The sequence below is a fragment of the Dickeya aquatica genome, assembly GCF_900095885.1.
In the GTDB taxonomy this organism is placed as follows: domain Bacteria; phylum Pseudomonadota; class Gammaproteobacteria; order Enterobacterales; family Enterobacteriaceae; genus Dickeya; species Dickeya aquatica.
Window position 1 is genome coordinate 1,260,298 of the sequence record NZ_LT615367.1, and the last position, 20,800, is coordinate 1,281,097.

General features: G+C 57.1%; 12 protein-coding genes. 7 read left to right on the forward strand and 5 right to left on the reverse strand.

Annotation, left to right across the window (positions count from 1 at the left end):
* Positions 1-2 precede the first annotated feature (2 nt).
* Positions 3-2,213 (reverse strand): TonB-dependent siderophore receptor, encoded by a 2,211-nt coding sequence (locus tag DAQ1742_RS05765; protein ID WP_035343300.1) that lies wholly within the window; start codon positions 2,211-2,213, stop codon positions 3-5.
* A gap of 291 nt (positions 2,214-2,504) precedes the next feature.
* Here DAQ1742_RS05765 and fes point away from each other — a divergent pair, with 291 nt between their 5' ends.
* The 6 genes from fes to DAQ1742_RS05795 all read left to right on the forward strand — a co-directional run bounded on the left by fes (position 2,505) and on the right by DAQ1742_RS05795 (position 15,057).
* Entirely contained in the window at positions 2,505-3,851 is a 1,347-nt protein-coding gene (gene fes, locus DAQ1742_RS05770) for an enterochelin esterase (protein ID WP_051124098.1), read from the forward strand.
* Positions 3,848-4,066: an MbtH family protein gene (locus tag DAQ1742_RS05775; RefSeq protein ID WP_035343298.1), complete on the forward strand. Its 219-nt coding sequence runs from the start codon at positions 3,848-3,850 to the stop codon at positions 4,064-4,066. Before fes ends, DAQ1742_RS05775 begins: the two co-directional genes overlap by 4 nt.
* A gap of 49 nt (positions 4,067-4,115) precedes the next feature.
* Positions 4,116-12,650 (forward strand): amino acid adenylation domain-containing protein, encoded by an 8,535-nt coding sequence (locus tag DAQ1742_RS05780; RefSeq protein ID WP_035343297.1) that lies wholly within the window; start codon positions 4,116-4,118, stop codon positions 12,648-12,650.
* Positions 12,651-12,972: 322 nt separating this feature from the next.
* Positions 12,973-13,215 carry a hypothetical protein gene (locus DAQ1742_RS05785; RefSeq protein WP_035343290.1) on the forward strand — a complete coding sequence of 81 codons (243 nt, stop codon included), beginning with the start codon at positions 12,973-12,975 and terminating at the stop codon, positions 13,213-13,215.
* Between the two features lie 877 nt (positions 13,216-14,092).
* Entirely contained in the window at positions 14,093-14,233 is a 141-nt protein-coding gene (locus tag DAQ1742_RS20935) for a 2Fe-2S iron-sulfur cluster-binding protein (protein WP_456298323.1), read from the forward strand.
* A 149-nt stretch (positions 14,234-14,382) separates the two neighbouring features.
* Positions 14,383-15,057 carry a hypothetical protein gene (locus DAQ1742_RS05795; RefSeq protein WP_035343288.1) on the forward strand — a complete coding sequence of 225 codons (675 nt, stop codon included), beginning with the start codon at positions 14,383-14,385 and terminating at the stop codon, positions 15,055-15,057.
* Between the two features lie 107 nt (positions 15,058-15,164).
* On the opposite strand, the gene DAQ1742_RS05800 is transcribed toward DAQ1742_RS05795, so the two are convergent.
* From DAQ1742_RS05800 to fepD, 3 genes are all read right to left on the reverse strand, one after another.
* Entirely contained in the window at positions 15,165-15,962 is a 798-nt protein-coding gene (locus DAQ1742_RS05800) for an ABC transporter ATP-binding protein (protein ID WP_035343286.1), read from the reverse strand.
* 72 nt (positions 15,963-16,034) lie between these two features.
* The gene (fepG, locus tag DAQ1742_RS05805) at positions 16,035-17,084 is read right to left on the reverse strand and encodes an iron-enterobactin ABC transporter permease (protein ID WP_035343284.1); all 1,050 of its coding nucleotides are present in this window, start codon (positions 17,082-17,084) and stop codon (positions 16,035-16,037) included.
* Positions 17,085-17,093: 9 nt separating this feature from the next.
* Positions 17,094-18,122, reverse strand: coding sequence for a Fe(3+)-siderophore ABC transporter permease (gene fepD, locus DAQ1742_RS05810; protein WP_051124097.1), 1,029 nt, complete (start codon positions 18,120-18,122; stop codon positions 17,094-17,096).
* Positions 18,123-18,342: 220 nt separating this feature from the next.
* Between fepD and entS the strand changes: the two genes are divergently transcribed.
* Complete coding sequence (gene entS / locus DAQ1742_RS05815; protein ID WP_035343282.1) at positions 18,343-19,614, forward strand: enterobactin transporter EntS; 1,272 nt, start codon at positions 18,343-18,345, stop codon at positions 19,612-19,614.
* Between the two features lie 19 nt (positions 19,615-19,633).
* On the opposite strand, the gene fepB is transcribed toward entS, so the two are convergent.
* Positions 19,634-20,695 (reverse strand): Fe2+-enterobactin ABC transporter substrate-binding protein, encoded by a 1,062-nt coding sequence (gene fepB / locus DAQ1742_RS05820; RefSeq protein ID WP_371327834.1) that lies wholly within the window; start codon positions 20,693-20,695, stop codon positions 19,634-19,636.
* Positions 20,696-20,800: the final 105 nt, after the last annotated feature.

The window sequence follows — 20,800 nt, forward strand, 5'->3', positions numbered from 1 at the left end:
TGTTACCAGCTGTAATTGACGGTGGCGACAACAGTGCGCCCGCTGCCGTAGAAGCAGGCCGCCTCACCGCCGCATGACGCTACATAGTGCTTGTCGGTCAGGTTATTGACGTTCAACTGCACCGTAGCGCCTTTCAGGCTGGCTGAGGCCTCGCCCAAGTCGTAACGGGCCATGGCGTCATACAAGGTGTAAGCCGGTACTTTGAAGCTCTCGGCGTTATCGCCATAGGTGGTGCCGATATAACGCACACCCGTGCCGAATGTGGTGCCTTTCAGCAGGCCATCCTGAACGGTGTAACTGCCCCAGGTCGAGGCGGTATGGCGCGGGATAGATGACGGCGACTTGTTGACCTGGCTTGCCGTGTTGCTCTCTTTCGTCACCGCATCGGTATAGGTGTAGGCGGCCATCAGGCTAATAGCCGGAGTTAACTGGGTGCGGAGTTCCGTTTCTACCCCTTGGGACGTGACTTTACCGATCTGCTCGTTGTATTGGGTTACGCTGTTGTAAGTGGTGATATTTTTCTGCGTGATATCAAACAGCGATACGCTTAGCAGGGTATTACTGCCTTTAGGCTGGAATTTTATCCCCACCTCTTTTTGTTCACCGGTGGTTGGTTTAAAAGCCGGAGTACCGGGTGCGCCAGAATCGAGGTTAGGTTCGAATGAGGTGCTATAGCTGGCGTAGGGAGAAATTCCGTTGTCGAAGGCATACAACAAACCGGCACGGCCGGTGAATTTACCATCGTTTTGCTGGGTCGTGGTGCCGGTGGTGCGATCTTGTGTGCGTATTTCACTCCAGTCATGACGCCCGGACAGCAGTAAATTCCACTGATTCCACTCCATCTGGTCTTGCAGATAAACACCCAGTTGATTGAGTTTCTTCTTGTGAGACTGATTGAGTGCTAACTGACTGTCACTGACCAGATAGGAACCATCATAGTTCGGTTTTGACCAGTCAAAGTTGTATTGATTGCCACCATTACGCCAGTAGTTGTAATCGCGATCCTGCCATTTGTAATCAAGGCCGCTTAACAGCGTATGTTCTACATCACCTGTCGCCAGTTTGATCTTGAGCTGATTATCCAGCCCCATTTCATCTGCGTTCAACTCTTCACGTACCTGACGTCGAGACAGTGATGTGTCGGAGATTTCTGGGTTACTCCAAGTGTAAACCAGATATTTATAGCGCTCTTTCAACTGTGAATAGCGGAAGTTTTGCTGAAAAGAGACGTTGTCGTTAAAGGAATGGTCGAAAATATAGCCGAGGCCGATTTGTTCACGTTTAGAACGGCTGTAGTGCGGATCGCTGACATTCATGTCATAGGGCACATAACCCGCACTGGCTTCGGTGACTGTCCCGATTTTGGGCAGGAAATTACGGTAGCCTGCTTTAGGGTCATTTTGGTAGCTGGTTAACAGGGTGAAGCTGGTATCGCTGTTGGGCAGCCAGGTCAGCGCCGGGGCGATGGCGACACGCTGCTGCTTGTAATCATTGACAAATTCATTGCGGGTACTGCCAATACCATTCAGGCGGTAGAGCAGGGTTTTGTCATCGTTGAGTGCGCCGCCAAAATCAAACGCCGCCTCGCCCAGATGCTGGTTGCCTGTGCTGAACTGAACTTTACGGATGGTTTCAGCGGTGGGGCGTTTGCTGGTCATGCTGATAAGCCCGCCGGGGTTGACCTGACCGTAGAGTACGGACGCAGGCCCATGTACCAGTTCAACCCGCTCAAGCAGCCACGGGTCAATTTTCCCTAATGCAGCCCCTTGCCCGCTCAGGCCATAGCTCAGCCCATCAAGAAACTTGGGCGCGTAACGAAAGCCGCGCGTAATCACTTCATCATTTCGGTTGGATGAGCCGCGATAATTGGTGAGAACGCCACTGGAGTAGTTGAGTGCATCAGAAACTGAGGAAACCGCCTGCGCATCCATCTGGTCACGGGTGACAACGGTTATCGATTGCGGCGTTTTGATGAGCGGTACGCTGGTCTTGGTGCCAGATGCGCTCTCTTTTGCCACGATCCCTTTCATCGGGGCGATCACGCTTTCTCCTGCGCGTGCCTCCACCACCATGGTATCGGTGCTGGTGTTGGTTTGTGCCGCATTGGCCGATGTTGCCAGTAATACGGTGGATGCGAAAACAACCGGCATGCTATTTCTGTTTTTTTGCCAAGACGTTAGTTTTATTAATTGTTTCTTCCTGGTGCGTAGCATCAGTGAGCCCCTCCTGTAGAAAACGTTATTTTTTATGTGTTACCTATCTCCTCGTTGCCAGCCGGGGTCTTCATCCTGGGTTTTGAAGTTGTTTATTTTAAAATCAATATCTTGATGTTTATCAAAACTGATTTTTGTCGGAGTTCACTCCGATATGCTCTGGCCGACATCGAGGGCTGCATCTTATTGCAAATGTAAATAGTTCTCAATATGATTTGTATCAATATATAGTTTTGTCATTGTTTAAAGTGAAGCATAAATTTTGTTAAACAAATGTAAGGGCGTTACAGGATGAGCCAGAGCATTGAACGGTTGGCTGTACTGCCATCAGGCTTCAGCGCGGCATTGCTGTCATCCCGCGAGGCTGGCAGCGAGTCGTGGTGGCAGCAACTTGCCGGGTTAGGTACACCGCTGGTGGAAGCGCTGGATGAGGCCAGGGTTACGGCCACTTTTTTTTGGCGTGACCCGCAGGGTGATGAGCATCACTCCACGACGGTGCGGGTCTATGCCGATGTCAACGGCGTGACCGATCATCACAGCCTTGACCCGCAAAGCCTGGAGCGTTTAGCCGCCACGGATGTGTGGCACTGGTCGGTTGCGCTGGAGCGTGACTGGCGAGGCAGTTACTCACTGATCCCGGTGTCGGCAGCGCAGTGCCCACCGCGGTTCAGTGCTGATGCCCAACAGTGTGAGCAGCAGCAGCGGGCATGGTGGCGTTCCGTGTCTGAGGCCGCGATAGCCGACCCGCTGAACCGCTATCAGCCGTGGGGAGCGCAGCTTTCGCTGGCCCAGATGCCAAACGCCTTGCCACAGCACGCCTGGCAGGTGGTGGATTACGGAAAGGCGTCAGCACCCGATGTCAAACGCCTGACGACGTTTGTCTGGCGCAGCCCGCGGCTCGGCAACCAGCGCCGTATCTGGCTCTACACCACGGGCGATAGCCGCGAGCCCGCGCAACGCCCGCTGGCGATTTTGCTCGACGGTCAGAAATGGGCGGTAGAAAAACCGGTGTTCGCGGTTTTGGATGCTCAAACCGCCGCCGGTGCACTGCCACCGGCGGTGTGGCTGTTGATAGACGCCATTGACATGCCGACCCGCAGCCGCGAGTTGCCCTGCTGCGCCGAGTTCTGGCTGGCACTACAACAGGAGTTGCTTGTGCAGGCGGCGCAAATAACGCCATTTAGCGAAGATCCTGACCGCACCGTGGTGGCTGGCCAAAGCTATGGCGGGCTGGCGGCACTCTATGCCGGGTTGCACTGGCCTGAGCGGTTTGGACGAATCCTTACGCAGTCCGGCTCATTCTGGTGGCCGCAGGTGCGTTTTATTACCGATTTTGACCGGCGCGACACACTGGAGCCGGGGCAGTTAATCCATCAGGTACGGCAAGGTGGACGCACCACCACGCCGCTGGTGATTTTTCAGGAAGCCGGACGGCGTGAAGCCGATATTGCGTTCGTTAACCAGCAAATGCGCCAGGCATTGTCTGCCGCCGGACATCGCCTTCACTGGCGAGAGTACGCCGGTGGACATGACACGCTGTGCTGGCGCGGCGGGCTGATTGACGGCCTGAGCTGGCTGTTAAACGACCCGGCCATCCTATCACACGAGGTAACCACCATGAATCAGGAGCAACCATGAGCCAGGAACAATGTAATCCCTTTGATGATGACAGGCTGACATTTCAGGTGCTCATCAACACTCAGCAGCAGTACAGCCTGTGGCCGATGTTTGCCGCCGTTCCCGACGGGTGGCAGGCCGTATTTGGGCCACAGCCGCGCGCCGCCTGTATCGAGTACATCGAAACCTATTGGCAGGACATGCGCCCGTCAGTCCTGCAAGCGAACGAAGCCTGACCCGAAAGCCGGTCAGCGTGGTGTGTGTTGAGGGAGTAAGGAAAACAACGTGTCAGAATCATGCTTAACGTCCGCGCACGGCGCGGCGTATCGCGAATTGCCGTTAGTGGCAGCCCAGCCCGGTATCTGGATGGCGGAACAAATCGCCAGCGAACCGAATGTGTTTACCGTAGCCCATGCGCTGGAATTGCATGGCCCGATTGATCCAGCCTGCCTGTCTTTAGCGATTCGCGAAGGGCTGGCGGAAGCTGACACCGTACAAGCCCGCTTTGGCCTGAATGCCGATGGCGTGCCGGTTCAATGGCTGCCTGAGCCGGCTGACGGTGCGGCCATCATTGCCGCAGAGGTGCTCGACTTGAGTGCGCGCGATGATGGCGAGCAGGCCGCTTTTGCCCTGATGCACGACGATCTCGCCGCTGCGCTGCCAGCCGATGGCGACCAGCCGCTTTACCGACAGGTCATCATGCGGGTGTCGGCTGCCCCTGAACGCTGGTTCTGGTATCAGCGTTTTCACCATCTGATGCTCGACGGGTTTAGCTTTGAGGCGCTGACGCAACGCATCGTGACGATTTATAACGCGCGCTTGCGGGGTGAAACGCCACCGCCGTCGCCATTTACCTCGTTTGCCGAGGTCGTGGCAGAATACCAGGCGTGGCAACATGCAGAAGATAACCAGCGTGATGCGGCTTTCTGGCAACAGCACGCCCGCGATTTGCCCGCGCCGGTGTCGCTGGCCGCAGACATTGGTGAGGTGCCGCCCGCCGCCGCCCGCCATCTGCACCACGCGTTGACGCTGCCCGCCGCGCCGTTGGTGTCGCTGGCGCAGCAACTGGGCGCACGGGTACAGGCGACGGATGTGGTGATGGCTGCGCTGATGGTCTATTTGCATCGCATGAGCGGTGACGCGCGCCTGTCGGTCGGCTTTCCTTTCATGCGCCGGATGGGGTCGGCGGCGCTCAGTGCCACCGGGCCGGTGGTGAATGTGCTGCCGTTGCAACTGCATATTCAGGCCGGGATGACGCTAACCGACGTGGTGCGGGATGTGCAGGCGGAAATTCAGCGCGTGCGCCGCCACCAGCGCTATGATGCCGAACAACTGCGGCGCGATCTGGGGCTGGTGGGTGGCAGCGAGGCGCTGTATGGCCCGGTGATTAACGTTAAGGTGTACCACACCGACATCACGCTGGGCGACACGCCGGTTACGCCGCATGTGCTGGCGATGGGGCCGGTGGACGACCTGGAATTCACCCTTGGCATGCAGGGCAGCCAACTGCAACTGACGCTGGTGGCCAACCCGGCGCGGTATGACGCGAGCGCGTTGCAGGCGCACGCCCAGCGTTTAGAAACATTGATTACACGCCTGGCACAACAGCCGGAACGGGATATTCGCACCCTGCCGTTGCTCGATGAGCAAGAGTGGCGAAATATTGACAGCTGGGGGCGAGGCCCGCAACTGACGCTCCCTCCGGCGTTGCATACCGTGCTCGATTGCCTGCAACAGCAGGTAATGCAGCAGCCTGATGCGCTGGCGGTGGTGTGCGGTGAGGTGCGGCTGAGCTATCGCCAGTTGTCGGCGCGTGCAATGCAACTGGCGCGGTGGCTGATGGCGCAGGGCATTGGCCCCGGCGAAGTGGTCGCCATTGCGGTGCCGCGTTCGGTAGACTCGGTGGTGGCTATCTTCGGGGTTCTGGCCTGCGGGGCGGCGTACATGCCGCTGGATCTCGATTACCCCAAAGAGCGGCTGGCGCTGATGTGCGAAGATGCACAGCCAGCGATGGTGCTCACTCACCAGCGCGTGCAGGCGCAGATCCCGGCGCTTTCGCCGGTGCAATGCCTGGATGATGCGCACTGGCAGGCGGTCTGTGCCCGCTTGTCTGGCGAGGTGGTGACGGATCAACAGCGGCGCACGCCGCTGCGCGGTGAGCATCTGGCTTACATGATTTATACCTCGGGTTCGACCGGAAAACCCAAAGGGGTGATGAGCACCCACGCCGGGTTGCTGAACCTGATGATGTCTCACTCCAGTTTCCTGTTCGGGCCGGCGATCGCGCGCTTTGCCAAACAGCACGGTCGCCGTTTGCGCGCCGGGCATACCGCCTCCTTCTCGTTTGATTCCTCCTGGGAGCCGCTGTTTTGCATGATGATGGGCAGCGAGCTGCATATTTTCGACGAAGAGTTGCGCAAAGACGCCTGGGCGCTGGTACAGCACCTGACGCAGACGCCTATCGATCTGCTGGACATTACGCCGTCGTTTTTCACCCAGATGATCGACAGCGGCCTGCTGGAAGCCGATAACCATCAGCCCGCCTTTGTGATGATAGGCGGCGAGGCGGCCACGCCGCGACTGTGGCAACTGATGCGCCAGCATCCGCAGATGGAGATCCATAACTATTACGGGCCGTCTGAATACACCATTGATACGCTGGGCGCACGCGTGACGCTGGCTGACCAGCCGGTGCTGGGCCAGCCGGTCGCCAACACCCGGGTGTGGCTGCTGGATAATGCGCTGCAACCGGTGCCGGTCGGCGTGGCCGGTGAGCTGTATATCGCCGGGCCGGGGCTGGCGCGCGGGTATTTGCATCGACCGGATTTAACCGCCAGCCGCTTTGTCGCCTGTCCGTTTATTCCCGGCGCGGTGATGTACCGCACCGGTGATTTGATGCGCTGGCGTCATGACGGGCAACTGACGTTCATTGGCCGCAGCGATCACCAAATTAAAATTCGTGGCTTCCGCGTTGAACTCGGTGAAGTGGAGAATGCGCTGGTGGCGCTCGAGCAGGTCAGCAGCGCGGTGGTGATTGCCGAACCGCTGGGCGCGACGCACCGCCTGATTGGTTACTGCTCGCTGCCTGATGCCGCCGAGCGGCAACGGCCAGATATCGCTGCTCGCCTGCTAGAGCAACTGGCGCAACACCTGCCGGATTACATGCTGCCGTCGGTGCTGATGGTGATGGCGGAACTGCCGCTGACGGTAAACGGCAAAATTGACCGTCAGGCGCTGCCCAAACCTGAACCGGCGCAGGAATCCGTCGGGCGTGCGCCCGAAACCGCGCACGAGCAGATGATCTGCCAGGCGATTGCCCGGTTACTGAAACTCACCACCGTGAGCGCTGAAGCGGATTTCTTCGCCCTCGGCGGTGACAGTATTTCTGCCATGGGGCTTGGCACGCTGTTACGCCGCGAAGGGTGGGTACTGCGCCCGAAAACAATCTTTGCCGAACGTACACCGGCGCGGATGGCGCAGGCGCTGCAACCGCTTGACACGCAGCAGGCCATTAACGCCAGTCAACGCTATGGTGTGCTGGATGGCTTGCCGATTGTGCACAGCTTTGCCCGGCAGGCGGGCCTGAACACGCTTTTTGCTCATGGCGTGTTTGTATCATTGCCGCCCGCACTGCAAGCAGAACATCTGGCACAGGCGTGCCGTGCGCTGGCGCAGGCTCATCCGGCGTTGTGTGCGGTTCTTCGTGACGGGCAGTTGGTGATTGAGGCATCAGTTGCGCCAGCGATAGCGCAATCGGTGTGGCCGGTTTCGCTGTCGCAAACGCTGGATCAGTGTGCCGATGAAGCGTTTGAATATGCCGTCGCCCGGCTTGATCCGGCTGCTGGCGTCATGGCGCACGCCGTGTTGTTGCAGCGTGCGGAAGAGGCGTGCGCCTTGGTGCTGGTGGCGCATCATCTGGTGGTGGATGGCGTGTCATGGCGCACTCTGTTGCCGGAGCTGCGTCAGGCGGCGATGGCGGCGATGGCTGGGCAATCGTGCGTGCTGCCCGCAGAAAGTTGCTCGTTGTATGACTGGTCTGCCAGCCTGAAAAGTCAGGTTGTGGCGCGCCGCGCCGAGCTGCCCTTCTGGCAGGCGGTGATGAACCCCGCGCTGGCGCGGCTCGGGCGCGTGGCGTTCGACCCGGTGCGCGATCGTGAAGGCACGCGCGGGCAGCAACGTCGCATCCTTGATGCCGGGCTGACTCAGGCGGTGCTGACCACGCTGCCTGTGCGTTTTCAGGCGCGGGTTGATGAGGTGTTGCTGGCGGCGTTTGTTTCGGCCTGTCAGCAGCGTTTTGGCGTGCAACCGCTGCGCCTGATGCTGGAATCCCACGGGCGCAGCGACAGTGCCGACGGGCTTGATCCCAGCCGCACCGTCGGCTGGCTGACCGCCGAATACCCGGTGCTGATTGAACCGGCAGCACAATCGCCGCATGAACCGGCGGCGCAGTTACGTCAGGTAAAACGCGCCTTGCGCGCCGTGCCGGACTATGGCATCGGTTACGGTATTCTGCGCTATCTTGATGAGCACAACGGCAACCCACTGGCGAGCCTTGAACACGCCGTGCCGGAGGTGCTGTTCAACTACCTCGGGCGTTTCGACTCACAAGACGGCCTCTGGGCACCCCGGCAAAGCCCACGCCATTTCCGCGATGCCTTTGCTGTTACCCAGTCACCGGATATGCCGCTGTCGCACCCGCTGGATATCAATATCTTTGTTGATGAGCAGGGGGCGGAACCGCAACTGGCGATCCACTGGGGCTTTGCGCAGGCGGTGTTCACACCCGAGGATATCGACGCGCTGCATCAGGGAATGGTAGCGGCGCTGGCTCAGTGGCACGACCGTACCGGGCAGGACGCGCAGTATGACACTTGCGTGGCCGCGGAGGTGGCGCTGGCGGAGGTCAGCGATAACACGCTGGATGCGCTGCGCCAGCACTACGGGCCGCTTGCAGCCGTGTTGCCGGTGTTGCCGTTGCAGCAGGGATTGCTGTTCCACACACAGGTGGCAGACAACAGCGGCAGCTATAACTCACTCACCCGCTTGTCGCTGCGCGGCCCGCTGTCGGCATCGCAATTACGTCAGGCGCTGGAAGCCGTGGTGCGCCAGTATCCACAACTGGCGGCGCGTTTTGACACCACGCTGACGCCGCAGCCGTTACAACTGTTGCCGCTGTTGCGCCACGATGTGAGCTACTGGCCGCTGGAAAGCCGCACGCTCGCGGCCATGAGCGCCGAAGAGGAGCAGGCATGCCTGCGGGAAATGGAGCAGGCGGAGCTGGCGCGTGATTTGCTTTGTCAGCCGTCTTCGCTGTTACATGCGTTACTGGTCAGCCATGCCGACGGCGAGCGCCATACCCTGTTTTTGAACGCTCACCACCTGGTGGTGGATGGCTGGTCTACGCCGGTTTTCCTGCATGCGCTGTTTACCGCGCTGTATCAGGGCCCGGCGGCGCTGACACCGCCTTCGGTGCCTTACAGCCACATTATTCACCAACTGGCTGCCCGCGATGCGCAGGCCTCGCGCCAGCGCTGGCGCGAGGTACTGGCCGAGGCGCGGCCAACCTTGCTGTTTGGCGATGGCCCGCACACCGGTGAGGTGCGCGAACTGGCGCTGTCGCTGCCGCCGGAGCAGGAACAACGGCTGCTGGCGCTGTGTCGCCAGTCTGGCCTCACGCTCAATACCGTGATGCAAGGCGTCTGGGGGTTACTGCTCAGTGCCTGTAGCGGCGCGGATGATGTGGTGTTTGGCTCACCGGTGTCCGGGCGTTTTGGCCAGATTGACGGCATCGAACAGCATGTCGGCCTGTTTAGCAACACCTTACCGGTGCGGGTACGCTTTGAGGCTGACCGCCCGCTACTGGCGCAGCTGGCTGAATTACAGGCGCAACAAATTCAACTGGTGGAGCATGACGACATCGGGCTTGGCGAGATCCAGCACATAGCCGGTAGAGGTACGCTGTTTGACACACTGCTGGTGGTGGAGAACTACCCGGATGGTGAGGCGTTGAGTCAGCCCGGCCAGGCGCTGCGCTGCGAGGCGGTCACTAACCGTGGTTATACCCACTATCCGCTGACGCTTTTGGTGCTGCCGGGGCAGCGCCTGCAACTGTTGATGGAATATCGCGCAAGCGTAGCACAGCCGCAGCAACTGGCGCAGCGGCTGTTACTGCTGCTGACACAACTGATTGAGACGCCAGAGCGTGCGTTATCGGACTGGGACTGGCTATTGCCGCAGGAGCTGGCGCTGCTGGAGGCCACCAACCAGACCGAATGGCCGCTGCCGCCCGGTACATTGCCTCAGGCGCTGGCCGGGCAGGCCGGGCGCACGCCTGATTTGATTGCGCTGGTGGATGCCGAACACCAATTGCGCTACCGGCAGGTGCGGTTACAAACCCGGCTGCTGGCCGACCGGCTGATAGACGCGGGTGTTCAGCCCGGCGATATCGTGGCGGTGGCGTTGCCGCGCTCGGTGCGTTTGAGCCTGGCGCTGTATGCCATCGTGGAAATAGGCGCAGCCTGGCTGCCGCTGGACACCGGCTACCCGGACGACCGGCTGGCGTTGATGGTGGAGGATGCCACGCCCCGGCTTATCATCACCGAAAAGGCGGAGCAGGCGCGCTTTAGCGCGCTGGCACCGCTGCTGCTGTTAGACACGCTTGCCGATGAGCGCCTGCAACCGCGTCATGCACCGGTTGTGGTACAACCTGAGCAGGCGGCGTATGTGCTTTACACCTCCGGCTCGACCGGGCGGCCAAAAGGCGTGGTGGTCGGGCATCAGGCGATTGTTAACCGGCTAGCGTGGATGCAGCATCAGTACCCGCTACAGGCGGATGATGTGGTGTTGCAGAAAACGCCATGCAGTTTTGATGTGTCGGTCTGGGAGTTTTTCTGGCCGTTGATGACCGGTGCCCGGCTGGTGATGGCCCCGCCGCAGGCGCACCGCGACCCGCAGGCAATACGCCAGTTGATTGATGACTATGGCGTCACCACGCTGCATTTTGTGCCGTCGATGCTGGCCGCCTGGGTCAGTACGCTGGAGCGCTGGCCGCGTGAGAGCATCGGGTGTGCCAGCCTGCGCCGCGTATTCTGTAGCGGCGAAGCCTTGTCTCGTGAGCTGGCGTTGAGTTATCAGTCCCTGCTGGGCAGCGAGCTGCACAATTTGTATGGCCCGACGGAAGCGGCGGTGGATGTGACCTGGCAGCCAGCGTTTGGTGCGGCGCTGGAGCATTGCGCCTTGCCGGGTATCCCGATTGGGCGACCGGTGTGGAACACCCGCCTGCGCATTCTCGATAGCGCCCTGCGACCGGTGCCGCCCGGCGTACCGGGTGACTTGTACCTGTGCGGTGTGCAGCTGGCGCAGGGCTACTTACGCCGCCCGTCGCTCACCGCCAGCCGCTTTGTGGCTGACCCGTTCGCCTGCGGCGAGCGCATGTATCGCACCGGCGATATTGCCCGCTGGCTGGACGATGGCGCGGTGGAATACCTTGGGCGCAGCGATGACCAGTTGAAAATTCGCGGGCAGCGTATCGAACTGGGCGAAATTGAGCAGGTGTTGCTGGCGCAACCCGGCGTGGCGCAGGCTGTCGTCGGGGCCTGTGCGCTGGGGGATGCCGGGCAATGGCACGGCGCGGATGCCCGTCAACTGGTGGCCTGGCTGGTGGCACAAGCGGACACAACGCTTGAGCCTGAGCGCATACAACAGGCGCTGGCGCAGCAGTTACCGGCGCACATGGTGCCCGCGCATTATGTGGTGATGGACGCCTTCCCGCTCAGTGCAAACGGCAAGCTTGACCGTAAAGCGCTGCCTGCGCCGGTTGCCCGTCAGGCTCAGGGGCAGGCTCCGAATACGCCGTCACAGCGTGCGGTTGCCGCGCTGTTTTGCGCGCTGCTGGCCTGCGACGCCGTTTCTCTGGAAGATGACTTCTTCGCGCTGGGCGGCCATTCGCTGCTGGCGATGCGTCTGGCGGCGGATATTCGCCGCCAGGTGCAGCGCACGGTGTCTGTCGGGCAAATTATCGCCGCCCGCACGGTTGAGCGCATTGCGCTGTTGCTGGAGGATAACCCGGAGCAGACCCTCTCGGATGGCAACGGTGAAACCCTGCCGTTGCGAGCCGGGCAGGGGCCGGTGCTGTTCTGCCTGCATCCGGCGTCTGGTTTTGCCTGGCAATATAGCGGCCTGTTGCGTTACCTGAACGGCGATTACCCGATTGTCGGGTTGCAGTCCCCCCGGCCAGAAGGGGTGATAGCGCAGTGTGACAATCTTGATGCCATGTGTGAGCGCCATCTGGCGACCATCCGGCATCACCAGCCGCAAGGGCCTTATTATCTGCTGGGGTACTCGCTGGGCGGTACGCTGGCGCATGGCATTGCCGCGCGGTTGCAGCAGGCGGGTGAAACGGTATCGTTCCTCGGCTTGCTGGATACCTACCCGCCGGAAGGGCAGGACTGGCGTACACCGGATGAAGCCGACGCCCGTGAGGAGGTTGAACGCGAACAGGCCGGTTTTATGGCCGACACCGAGACAGAGGACGACCCGCAATTGCGTGCGGAGCGAGCCGCCATGTTTGGCAATATCGTCGCCAACTATCAGGATGCGGTGCGTTTACTGTCAACGGCACGCTCGTGGCGCTATGACGGCGAAGCCACGCTGTTTGTGGCAACGCGCACGGTGCCGCAGGGAATGGATATTCCCGCGACCTGGGCTCCGTATGTCAGCTCGCTGGTGCAATATCCCCAGCCGTGTGAACATGCCGATATCCTCTCCCCGGCATCGCTGGTGGAACTGGGGCCGTTGTTGAATAAACTGCTGCGCAGGTAATCGGAATATTGGCCGACGATAGTCGGCCAATATTATCGTGCATAAGCATGCTGATGAAATGTTACATGCGAAACTTAATTTACGGTGAAACTCACGACAGGAGATAATACCGTTTGATATATTTTATATTTTTCTATGAGTTGTTCATTTAAAGATGAAGGGTAGTGGTAAGTGCTAATATATCACCCCCTCTCCCCACCTGTGCGTGATTTTTTAATTATACGATATCTGATGATAATGGTGCTTGTTGACTGTTAAATTGTCAGCGGATAGTATGTAGAAAATGTGCTATTTTAATCAGTAAAATAATTGGGGGTATAATATGTTTATTTCAGACAAGAAAATAGCTGAAGGTCTTATTGAAAAGTCGATTGTTCTTATTGAACAAATTAAAAATGAGCTAGCAGTGTTGAAATCTGTGTTGCCAGCGGAAGAGTATGAGCAGTGCCAACATATCGCCGGGCATTTGGTTTATACGTTGACAGGGAAAATTATTAATGATATTTCGATTGATTATCCAGATTTAAAACCAGAAGGCTTCACGGTTTATGTAAAAAAGACATGAATACGTAGGCGTTTTTGATGTAATTTATTTTATTGAAATTCTCTTTAATTAACACAATGAATGGCGAAAGTAGACTGATTCGTTTTTTAGATATCTTAGTGAAATTCAAATTCAATGTGTAAGCTAAGTGTTATGAAAGAGATTTAGCTATGGGCAGTAAAACCCAAAGCCTATTAATTAAGTTTATTAAAAGGATTTAATCTTGCTAAAACCACCCATGCCATCAGTATTGGTTTTATTATTTACCGCATGCTTTTTTTATGGCAAAGCAATTGGTTCAGATAGTGAATATCATTCCATTGGAGATTTCAAAAAAATAAGAATACTTTAGAGGTAGGCGGTGTTTGTGTTTTTTAAAAGAAAAAACTGATTCCAATGTTATAAATAAAAAATATTCACTATCCGAAACTGATCGATGTATAGCGGAGTGTTCATATCTTCTGGATATTCCCGGTGATTATGGAGGTACAAATTTTCATAGTTGTATGGCGAAATGTAAGGGGGAGATCTCCTCGTGTGATATCTGACTTTTTATAAAATTCATATTTGTAAAAATAATTCAGAGTTAGTTATCTATTCCATATTTAATTAATTTATCAATTTCTTATACTATTTTTTGGTCTTCATAAACTATGTATACCCGTTATACTGAAATTTGCAGGTGTGTTGGCTTTATTTTCTAATTAAAATCAATTAATTGAGTAAGCTCATCGGTATTCGCTCACTTGACCCGTTACAAGGCACTAATGAGTCTTGCTCTGAAGGGCCAACGCGTGCCGTTATTCAACATGCCTGCGAGTTGTCCTGCAACTCGAGTTATTTTGGGTATAGTCAGCTAACTTAATGTTATTCATAATTTTAAGGGGTAATGCAAAGAATGGCTTTGTACAATATACGAATTTTAAATTGCAATAGCAGTCAAACAATAAAATGCAGCGATGATGAATATATACTTGATGCGGCTGAGTCTGCTGGAATAACTCTTCCTTATAGTTGCCGTTCTGGCGCATGTTCATGATGTGCATGTAGAGTTATATTTGGAAGGTATGATGATAAAGACCAGTCTTTCCTTGATAATAACCAGAGGGGGACATGTATATTATCTTGTGTAACATACCCTTCATCAGATATGACGATAATGTCTCATATTGAAAAGGAAATATATGAATGATTAGCAGGAGGGGCTTTATTTTATCTGGCGTGGCATTTAGCTTATATGGCTTGAATTGTCGCGCAAATAGTGAAGTGGATGGGAGTGAGATAATAATAAATGCGACTTTGGTCAATGATGAAAAAAATATTAATGAACGTTTGGATAAGTTTATATTTAGCAGAAATCGATGTGGTGACGATAAATCATCTCAGCAGAATGCCGTAAAAGTTTTTGTTAGTGTTATTAGTAAGTCTACTATGCAGTCTTTAACAGGGTGCAAAGTTGGGTTATGCCTTTCAGATGCCTTTAAAGCCAAAGGAAAAATCACTTCTGCTAATCAGACTTGTAATGTAGCATGGGCAGAAATTAAAGATGAAATCCCTATTGAGTTCAAAACTTATATTCCTAAATTGGCATTGAAAGGAAATAAGGTTATGAATCCGATGGATATTGTTATTAGAAAGGACAATAAATTTAGTATACATCGCTTCAATTTTCCTCTGGATTATTTGTCCTCGGTAGCAGTGTACCAATCAAATGCAAAAGAGGCTGTAACCGCTAAAACTCTGACAGATAAAGCAATCGAGTTGTATGATCAAAAATCAAAAAATTCAATTGTAGAATTAAGGCCTGAATTTGTTGATGGGTTTTATAGGGTACCGATAACCTTTATCCTGGATGATGTTTAACGATCGTTAATAATTGTCCTCTTCGTTTGAAGCAGTATTGAGTTAGAGAAGGGATTTCTCATTTTTTGCTCTAATTGAAATCCCTGCTTCTTATCATATGCGAATCGTCAGGGCGCGGGATGGTAACGGCCACAGGGTACGATCAGCGGGGTGTGGGAAACCGGGTCATCAATAATGATGGAGGCCATGCCAAAGACCGCCTGCACCAGTTCAGGGGTCATGATGTCAGCCGGAGCGCCTTGTGCCATCACGGTGCCTGCGCGCATCACAATCAAATGGTCGGCGTAACGGCAGGCCTGATTGAGGTCATGCAGTACCGCCACCAGCGTGCGATCGTGTTGTTGATTCAGCTCACGAAACAGATCCAGCAACTCGATTTGATGGGCGATATCCAGCCAGGTGGTGGGTTCATCGAGCAGGAGCAGCGGCGTCTGCTGGGCCAGCACCATCGCTATCCAGACACGCTGGCGCTGCCCGCCGGACAAGGTATCGACATGACAATCAGCCAGCTCGCTGACGTGGGTGGCGGCCATTGCGGCGGTAACGGCGGTCTGGTCGGCCTCACTCCACTGACGCAGTAGCGTCTGGTGCGGGTAACGCCCGCGGGCAACCAGCTCCATCACCGTGATGTTATCCGGCACAATCGCCTGCTGGGGCAGCAACCCTAGCTGGCGGGCCAGCGCTTTGGTGGCAATACGGTGGATGCTGGTGCCATCAAGCAGCACATCTCCGGCCAGCGGCTTTAATAACCGGCACAGCGCACGCAGCAAGGTCGATTTGCCACAGGCATTAGGGCCGATAATGACGCTAAATTTACCGCTCGGGATCGCCACATTCAGGTCGCGGGCGATAATACGGTGCTCATAACCCAGTGTCAGGTGTTCGGCGCACAAAAGGTGTGTCATCTGCATTACTCTTTACAGGCGTTAAATGTTTCGGACATTAAAAATCGCAACCAACCGGCATCATCTGGCTGATTACCGGCGAGCTTCGCGGATAAGCAGCCAGATAAGATACAACCCGCCGACACATACCGTGACCGAACCCACCGGTAATTGTCGGGCGGTAAACAGGTGCTGGGCGGTGATATCGGCCGCCAGCAAGAGCAGCCCGCCGGTCAGCGCGCTGATGCACAGCGGAACGGCGCTGGCCCGGCTGAGCCGACGGGCAATTTGCGGGGCCGCCAGCGCAATAAACGACACCGGCCCGGCGCAGGCAGTGACGATGGCAATCAGCACGATGCCGCACAGCATCAGCCATAACCGGCTGGCTTCGGCAGGCACACCGAGGGCCCGGGCACTGTCATCCCCCATTTCCAGTAACCGCAGGCGGCCGGCCAGAAATTGTACCGCCAGTAGCGTAACCGGGATGAACCACAGCCCCGGAGCCGCTTTACCCCAGGTCATGCCGTTGAGTGAACCGGCTCCCCAGAGGGCGGCCGACATCACCGTTTCCAGCGCGCCGGTTATCATCAGCCAGGTATTAAACGCGGAGAGCACGGCACTGATGGCGATGCCGATAATGATCAAGCGAAAGCCGTTGATGCCACGCCGCCACGCCAGCAGGTAGACCGCCAGTGCGCTGGCAAGCCCGCCTAACACCGCACCGGCCGCGACCTGATAGCCGCTGCCTTGTAACAGAATCAGCGTGATGAGTGCACCGGTATGTGCGCCGGTATTAAACCCCACCACATCCGGGCTGCCGAGCGGGTTGCGGGTCAGCGACTGAAATATGGCACCGCTCACGCCTAAGCCTGCGCCAAGCAGCAGCGCCATCAGCGCACGCGGCGCGCGCCACTGGGTGACGATAGTCACCGTGGCTGCATCACCATGACCCGCCAGCGCTTGCCACACCGTGAGCGCCGATAGTGGCAGCGCACCAAGGCTGATAGCCAGCGTGAGTAATACCATGCAGCCAACCAACAGCAGCAATCCCACCCACAGCGTGCGCAGTGACAGGCGGGCGTTGATAACGCCGCCGGGCGAGCCCAGCAGCAGGGTGTGGTTTGAGCGTATCCGGGTGAACATTCTCTTTTCCTATGACGAACGCCGACGAACCAGCCAGATCAATACCGGCGCACCGATAAAGGCGGTGACGATAGACACGCGCAGCTCTCCGGCCACGAGAAGACGACCGACGATATCGGCACTGAGCAGCAGCAACGGAGCAAAAATCAGTGAATAGAGCAGGATCCAGCGCTGGTCTGACCCTGCCATACGGCGGGCAAGGTGGGGCACCATCAAGCCGACAAACCCGATCGGGCCTGTCAGCGCGGTTGCCGAACCGCACAGGAGCATCACCGCCAGCATTGCCAGCAGGCGAACCCGTCCTACCTGGGTGCCCAGCGCGCTGGCAAGGTCATCCCCCATGCTCAGCGCATTGAGCGAGCGCGCCGTAAAAAACGCCAGTGCGCAACCCAGCACAATGGCAGGAGTCACCCAGGCGACGTTGACGAGTGAACGAATATCCAGCGTGCCCGCTTCCCACTGGCGCAGTTGATCGAAGGCCAGCGGGTTAAGCAATGTCAGTGATGAGGTAAAACCCGACAGCACCGCGCTGATGGCGACGCCTGCGAGCGTCAGGCGTGCCGGATTAACGCGCCCGCCGCACAGTGTGCCTATTATCCACACCATCGAACCGGCGGCCAGTACCCCAAGCCAGGCAAAACCGAGCCATGACGCCATGCTCGTGATGCCAAAAACGCTGATACCCAGCACAATGGCAAAGCTGGCTCCGGCGTTGACCCCGAGGATGCCGGGGTCGGCAAGCGGATTACGAGTGAGGGCCTGCATGACGGCACCGGCAGCGCCGAGCGCCATGCCGACCAGCACGCCCGCCAGCGTGCGCGGCAAGCGAGCCTGCAAAATAATGGTGCTGTCCGGCCCCTGAAGATGGCCGGTCAGGCTGTGCCAGACGACCTCGGGCGCAATGGCGCGGGCACCGATCATCAGGCTGGCAAAACAGATGAAAACCAGCAACAGCAGGCCGGGAAATATTCCGGTAGCACGGCGCAAGCGGGCAGTGGATCTGCCTGGGATTATCGCCGTCGAATCGTGTTCAGACATAGAGATTGATAAGAAATACTTTATTTAAAAATGCATATGATTATTATTATCATTAATGGGGTGGCATGGCTAGACTGATATCTCCTTATTGGCAAACAGATTGATCTGACGCCGGATAACGCCACCCTCTGCTCTCATGTCCGCCCTCCCTTGGCCATTCATGGCAGGAGGACGGACAACCACGCATGTTTCATCAAAAACAGGGATTCGACAACTATTCATGGCTAAATCCTCCTTCTTACTCGATTTCAGTTTGCTTCGGCACAATGCGCACTTTCGCGCCATTTTTTTCGCCCGCCTGCTGTCGGTGTTTGCGCTGGGTATGCTGACGGTCGGTGTACCGGTACAAATTCAGGCATTAACCGGATCAACGTTGCAGGTCGGCGTGGCTGTCGCGCTGGATGGCGTGGGGATGTTTATCGGGCTGATGTGTGGCGGGGTATTGGCCGATCGCTTTGATCGTCGCAAGCTCATTCTGTTTGCCCGCGGGACGTGCGGCATCGGTTTTGTCGCCCTGAGCCTGAATGCGTTTTATGACAGCCCATCGCTGCTGGCGCTTTATGTGCTGTCTGCCTGGGATGGTTTTTTTGGTGCACTGGGGATGACGGCGCTCATGGCGGTGATCCCGCAATTGGTTGGCCGGGAAAATCTGCCTGCTGCTGGCGCGTTGACCATGCTGACGGTGCGACTCGGGGCCATCCTCTCTCCTGCGCTGGGCGGGGTGATTATTGTTGCCGGTGGCGTTGGCTGGAATTTTGCGGTGGCAGCGGCGGGGACGCTGGCGACCCTGATCCCACTGGTGCGCCTGCCGGTGATGCGCCCGGCACCGGGGAAACCCGAGCACCCGGTCGAGGCGTTGATGGGCGGCTTGCGTTTCGTCTGCTCACATCCGGTGGTGGGGAGTGTGGTGTGCGTGGGTATGCTGCTGAGTATGGTGGGAGCGATGCGCGTGCTGTTTCCTGCTCTGGCGGCTGAGGCCTATCAGGCCGGGCCATCGGCGGTGGGGTTGATGTATTCAGCCGTACCGCTCGGTGCCATGCTGGGGGCGTTCACCAGCGGTTGGGTGCCGCACGTAAAGCGGCCCGGTAAAGTCTTGCTGGGCTGTGCGCTAGGCGCGTTTCTGGCGGTTGCCTCATTGGGGCTGTTTAACCACCTGTTACCGGCATTGCTGGTATTGGTCTGTTATGGCTATTGCAACGCCATCGCTTCGCTGTTGCAGTTTACCCTTATCCAGACGCATACGCCGGATGCGCTGCTCGGCAGGGTCAACAGTCTTGGCAGTGCACAAGATGTGTGCGGTGACTCAGCCGGCGCGCTGGTGCTGGGGGCAATGGGTAAGTTTCTGGCTCCGGCGCTCAGCATCCTGTCTTTCGCCAGTGCCGCTGTGGCGCTGACGGCGGTGTTGGCGCTGCTGGTGCGGCCGTTGCGCCAGAGCGGCTTTGGTCAGGCCGAGGGGGAAGAGCCTCAGCCGACTACCGATACCACCGCATAGCGGGTAAAGCCCGGCCAGGTTAACCGGCGGGCTGGCGGGCAAAAAATCGCTCAATTTGCGCCAGCATATTGCTGGCGCTGTAGTAATCGAGCCGGAAGGTATCTGCCCCCATCGCCCAGACCCGATGTTGCACGACTGGCTCAAGATGGCTGAGGAACGGGTTGGCGGTAAGCCGGTTAACGGTGTGCTCATCGTTGGCAAACAGCAACAGTGATTGGCCGTTGAGGCTACCGGCCATGTTTTCACCGGAAATTTGCACAATGTCCTGCCGTTTTCCCATCCGGGTTTCGGTGGGCAGGTTATCCGGCAGGGTCGCCAGTTGAAAGCCCAGTTCAGAGAGTAATTGCCCCTGAGCGGATGCCCGCGTCCACAGGTTAACGCCCCGGCCATCTTCGTAATACACCAGCGCCGATACTGGCTGAGGCGGTAACACAATCGCCTGTTTAACCTCTAACACCCGCTGTTCAAAACGGGCTATCACCTGCGAGGCATCGCTGTCATGGCCGGTGGCATAGCCAAGGTATTCGGCTAACTGCTGCCAGCTCTTGTCGCCATAATCCACCACCAGCGTTGGCGCAACGCTGACAAGCTGGTCATACAATTTCAATGCTGAATCGCCCCCCGTTGCTGCAATGATTATCAAGTCCGGGGCGGTGGCGGCAATCGCTTCTGCATTTGGCTCGGTGATATACAGCGCTTTCACGCCCTGGGCTTTCGCCTGCGCGCTCCATTGGCGAAAAAAACCGTGATCATCAGAAACGGCGGTGTTGGGACTGGTGGCTCCTGAGCCAGCCAGCGGCGCGTTGATGGCCAGCAAGGTACCGCTCAGGGTCACACTGGTTGAGACAATGCGGCGCGGTGGTTGTGTCAGCGTGAGCGGGCCTTTCGGCGTTTGCAGCGTGCGCGGCCAGCCCGCAGAGGCGGTGCTGGCGGTATGCGATGTGGCGGGGGCGGGCGGCGTGTCGCATCCGGTGAGGGCAAACAGCGCCAGCAGGAACACAACCTGCCACCCGTTATGAAATCGGCCGGATTTCCATGATGTAAAGCCGGTTCCCGGCATACGCCAGTCTGATGCCTGCATACGATGACCTTTTAATGAATGGAAGATAAATACGTGACCATAAGGTTATCGATAATGCGTCTCATAAACAACACTGGCGATGAAATTATGAATTCGTACTAATGA

Coding starts and splice junctions, on each gene's coding strand:
- fes (WP_051124098.1), top strand. CDS start 2,505: ATGAGCCAGAGCATTGAACGGTTGGCTGTACTGCCATCAGGCTTCAGC.
- DAQ1742_RS05800 (WP_035343286.1), bottom strand. CDS start 15,962: ATGACACACCTTTTGTGCGCCGAACACCTGACACTGGGTTATGAGCAC.
- DAQ1742_RS05765 (WP_035343300.1), bottom strand. CDS start 2,213: ATGCTACGCACCAGGAAGAAACAATTAATAAAACTAACGTCTTGGCAA.
- DAQ1742_RS05775 (WP_035343298.1), top strand. CDS start 3,848: ATGAGCCAGGAACAATGTAATCCCTTTGATGATGACAGGCTGACATTT.
- fepD (WP_051124097.1), bottom strand. CDS start 18,122: ATGTCTGAACACGATTCGACGGCGATAATCCCAGGCAGATCCACTGCC.
- DAQ1742_RS05785 (WP_035343290.1), top strand. CDS start 12,973: ATGTTTATTTCAGACAAGAAAATAGCTGAAGGTCTTATTGAAAAGTCG.
- entS (WP_035343282.1), top strand. CDS start 18,343: ATGGCTAAATCCTCCTTCTTACTCGATTTCAGTTTGCTTCGGCACAAT.
- fepG (WP_035343284.1), bottom strand. CDS start 17,084: ATGTTCACCCGGATACGCTCAAACCACACCCTGCTGCTGGGCTCGCCC.
- fepB (WP_371327834.1), bottom strand. CDS start 20,695: ATGCAGGCATCAGACTGGCGTATGCCGGGAACCGGCTTTACATCATGG.
- DAQ1742_RS05795 (WP_035343288.1), top strand. CDS start 14,383: ATGATTAGCAGGAGGGGCTTTATTTTATCTGGCGTGGCATTTAGCTTA.
- DAQ1742_RS20935 (WP_456298323.1), top strand. CDS start 14,093: ATGGCTTTGTACAATATACGAATTTTAAATTGCAATAGCAGTCAAACA.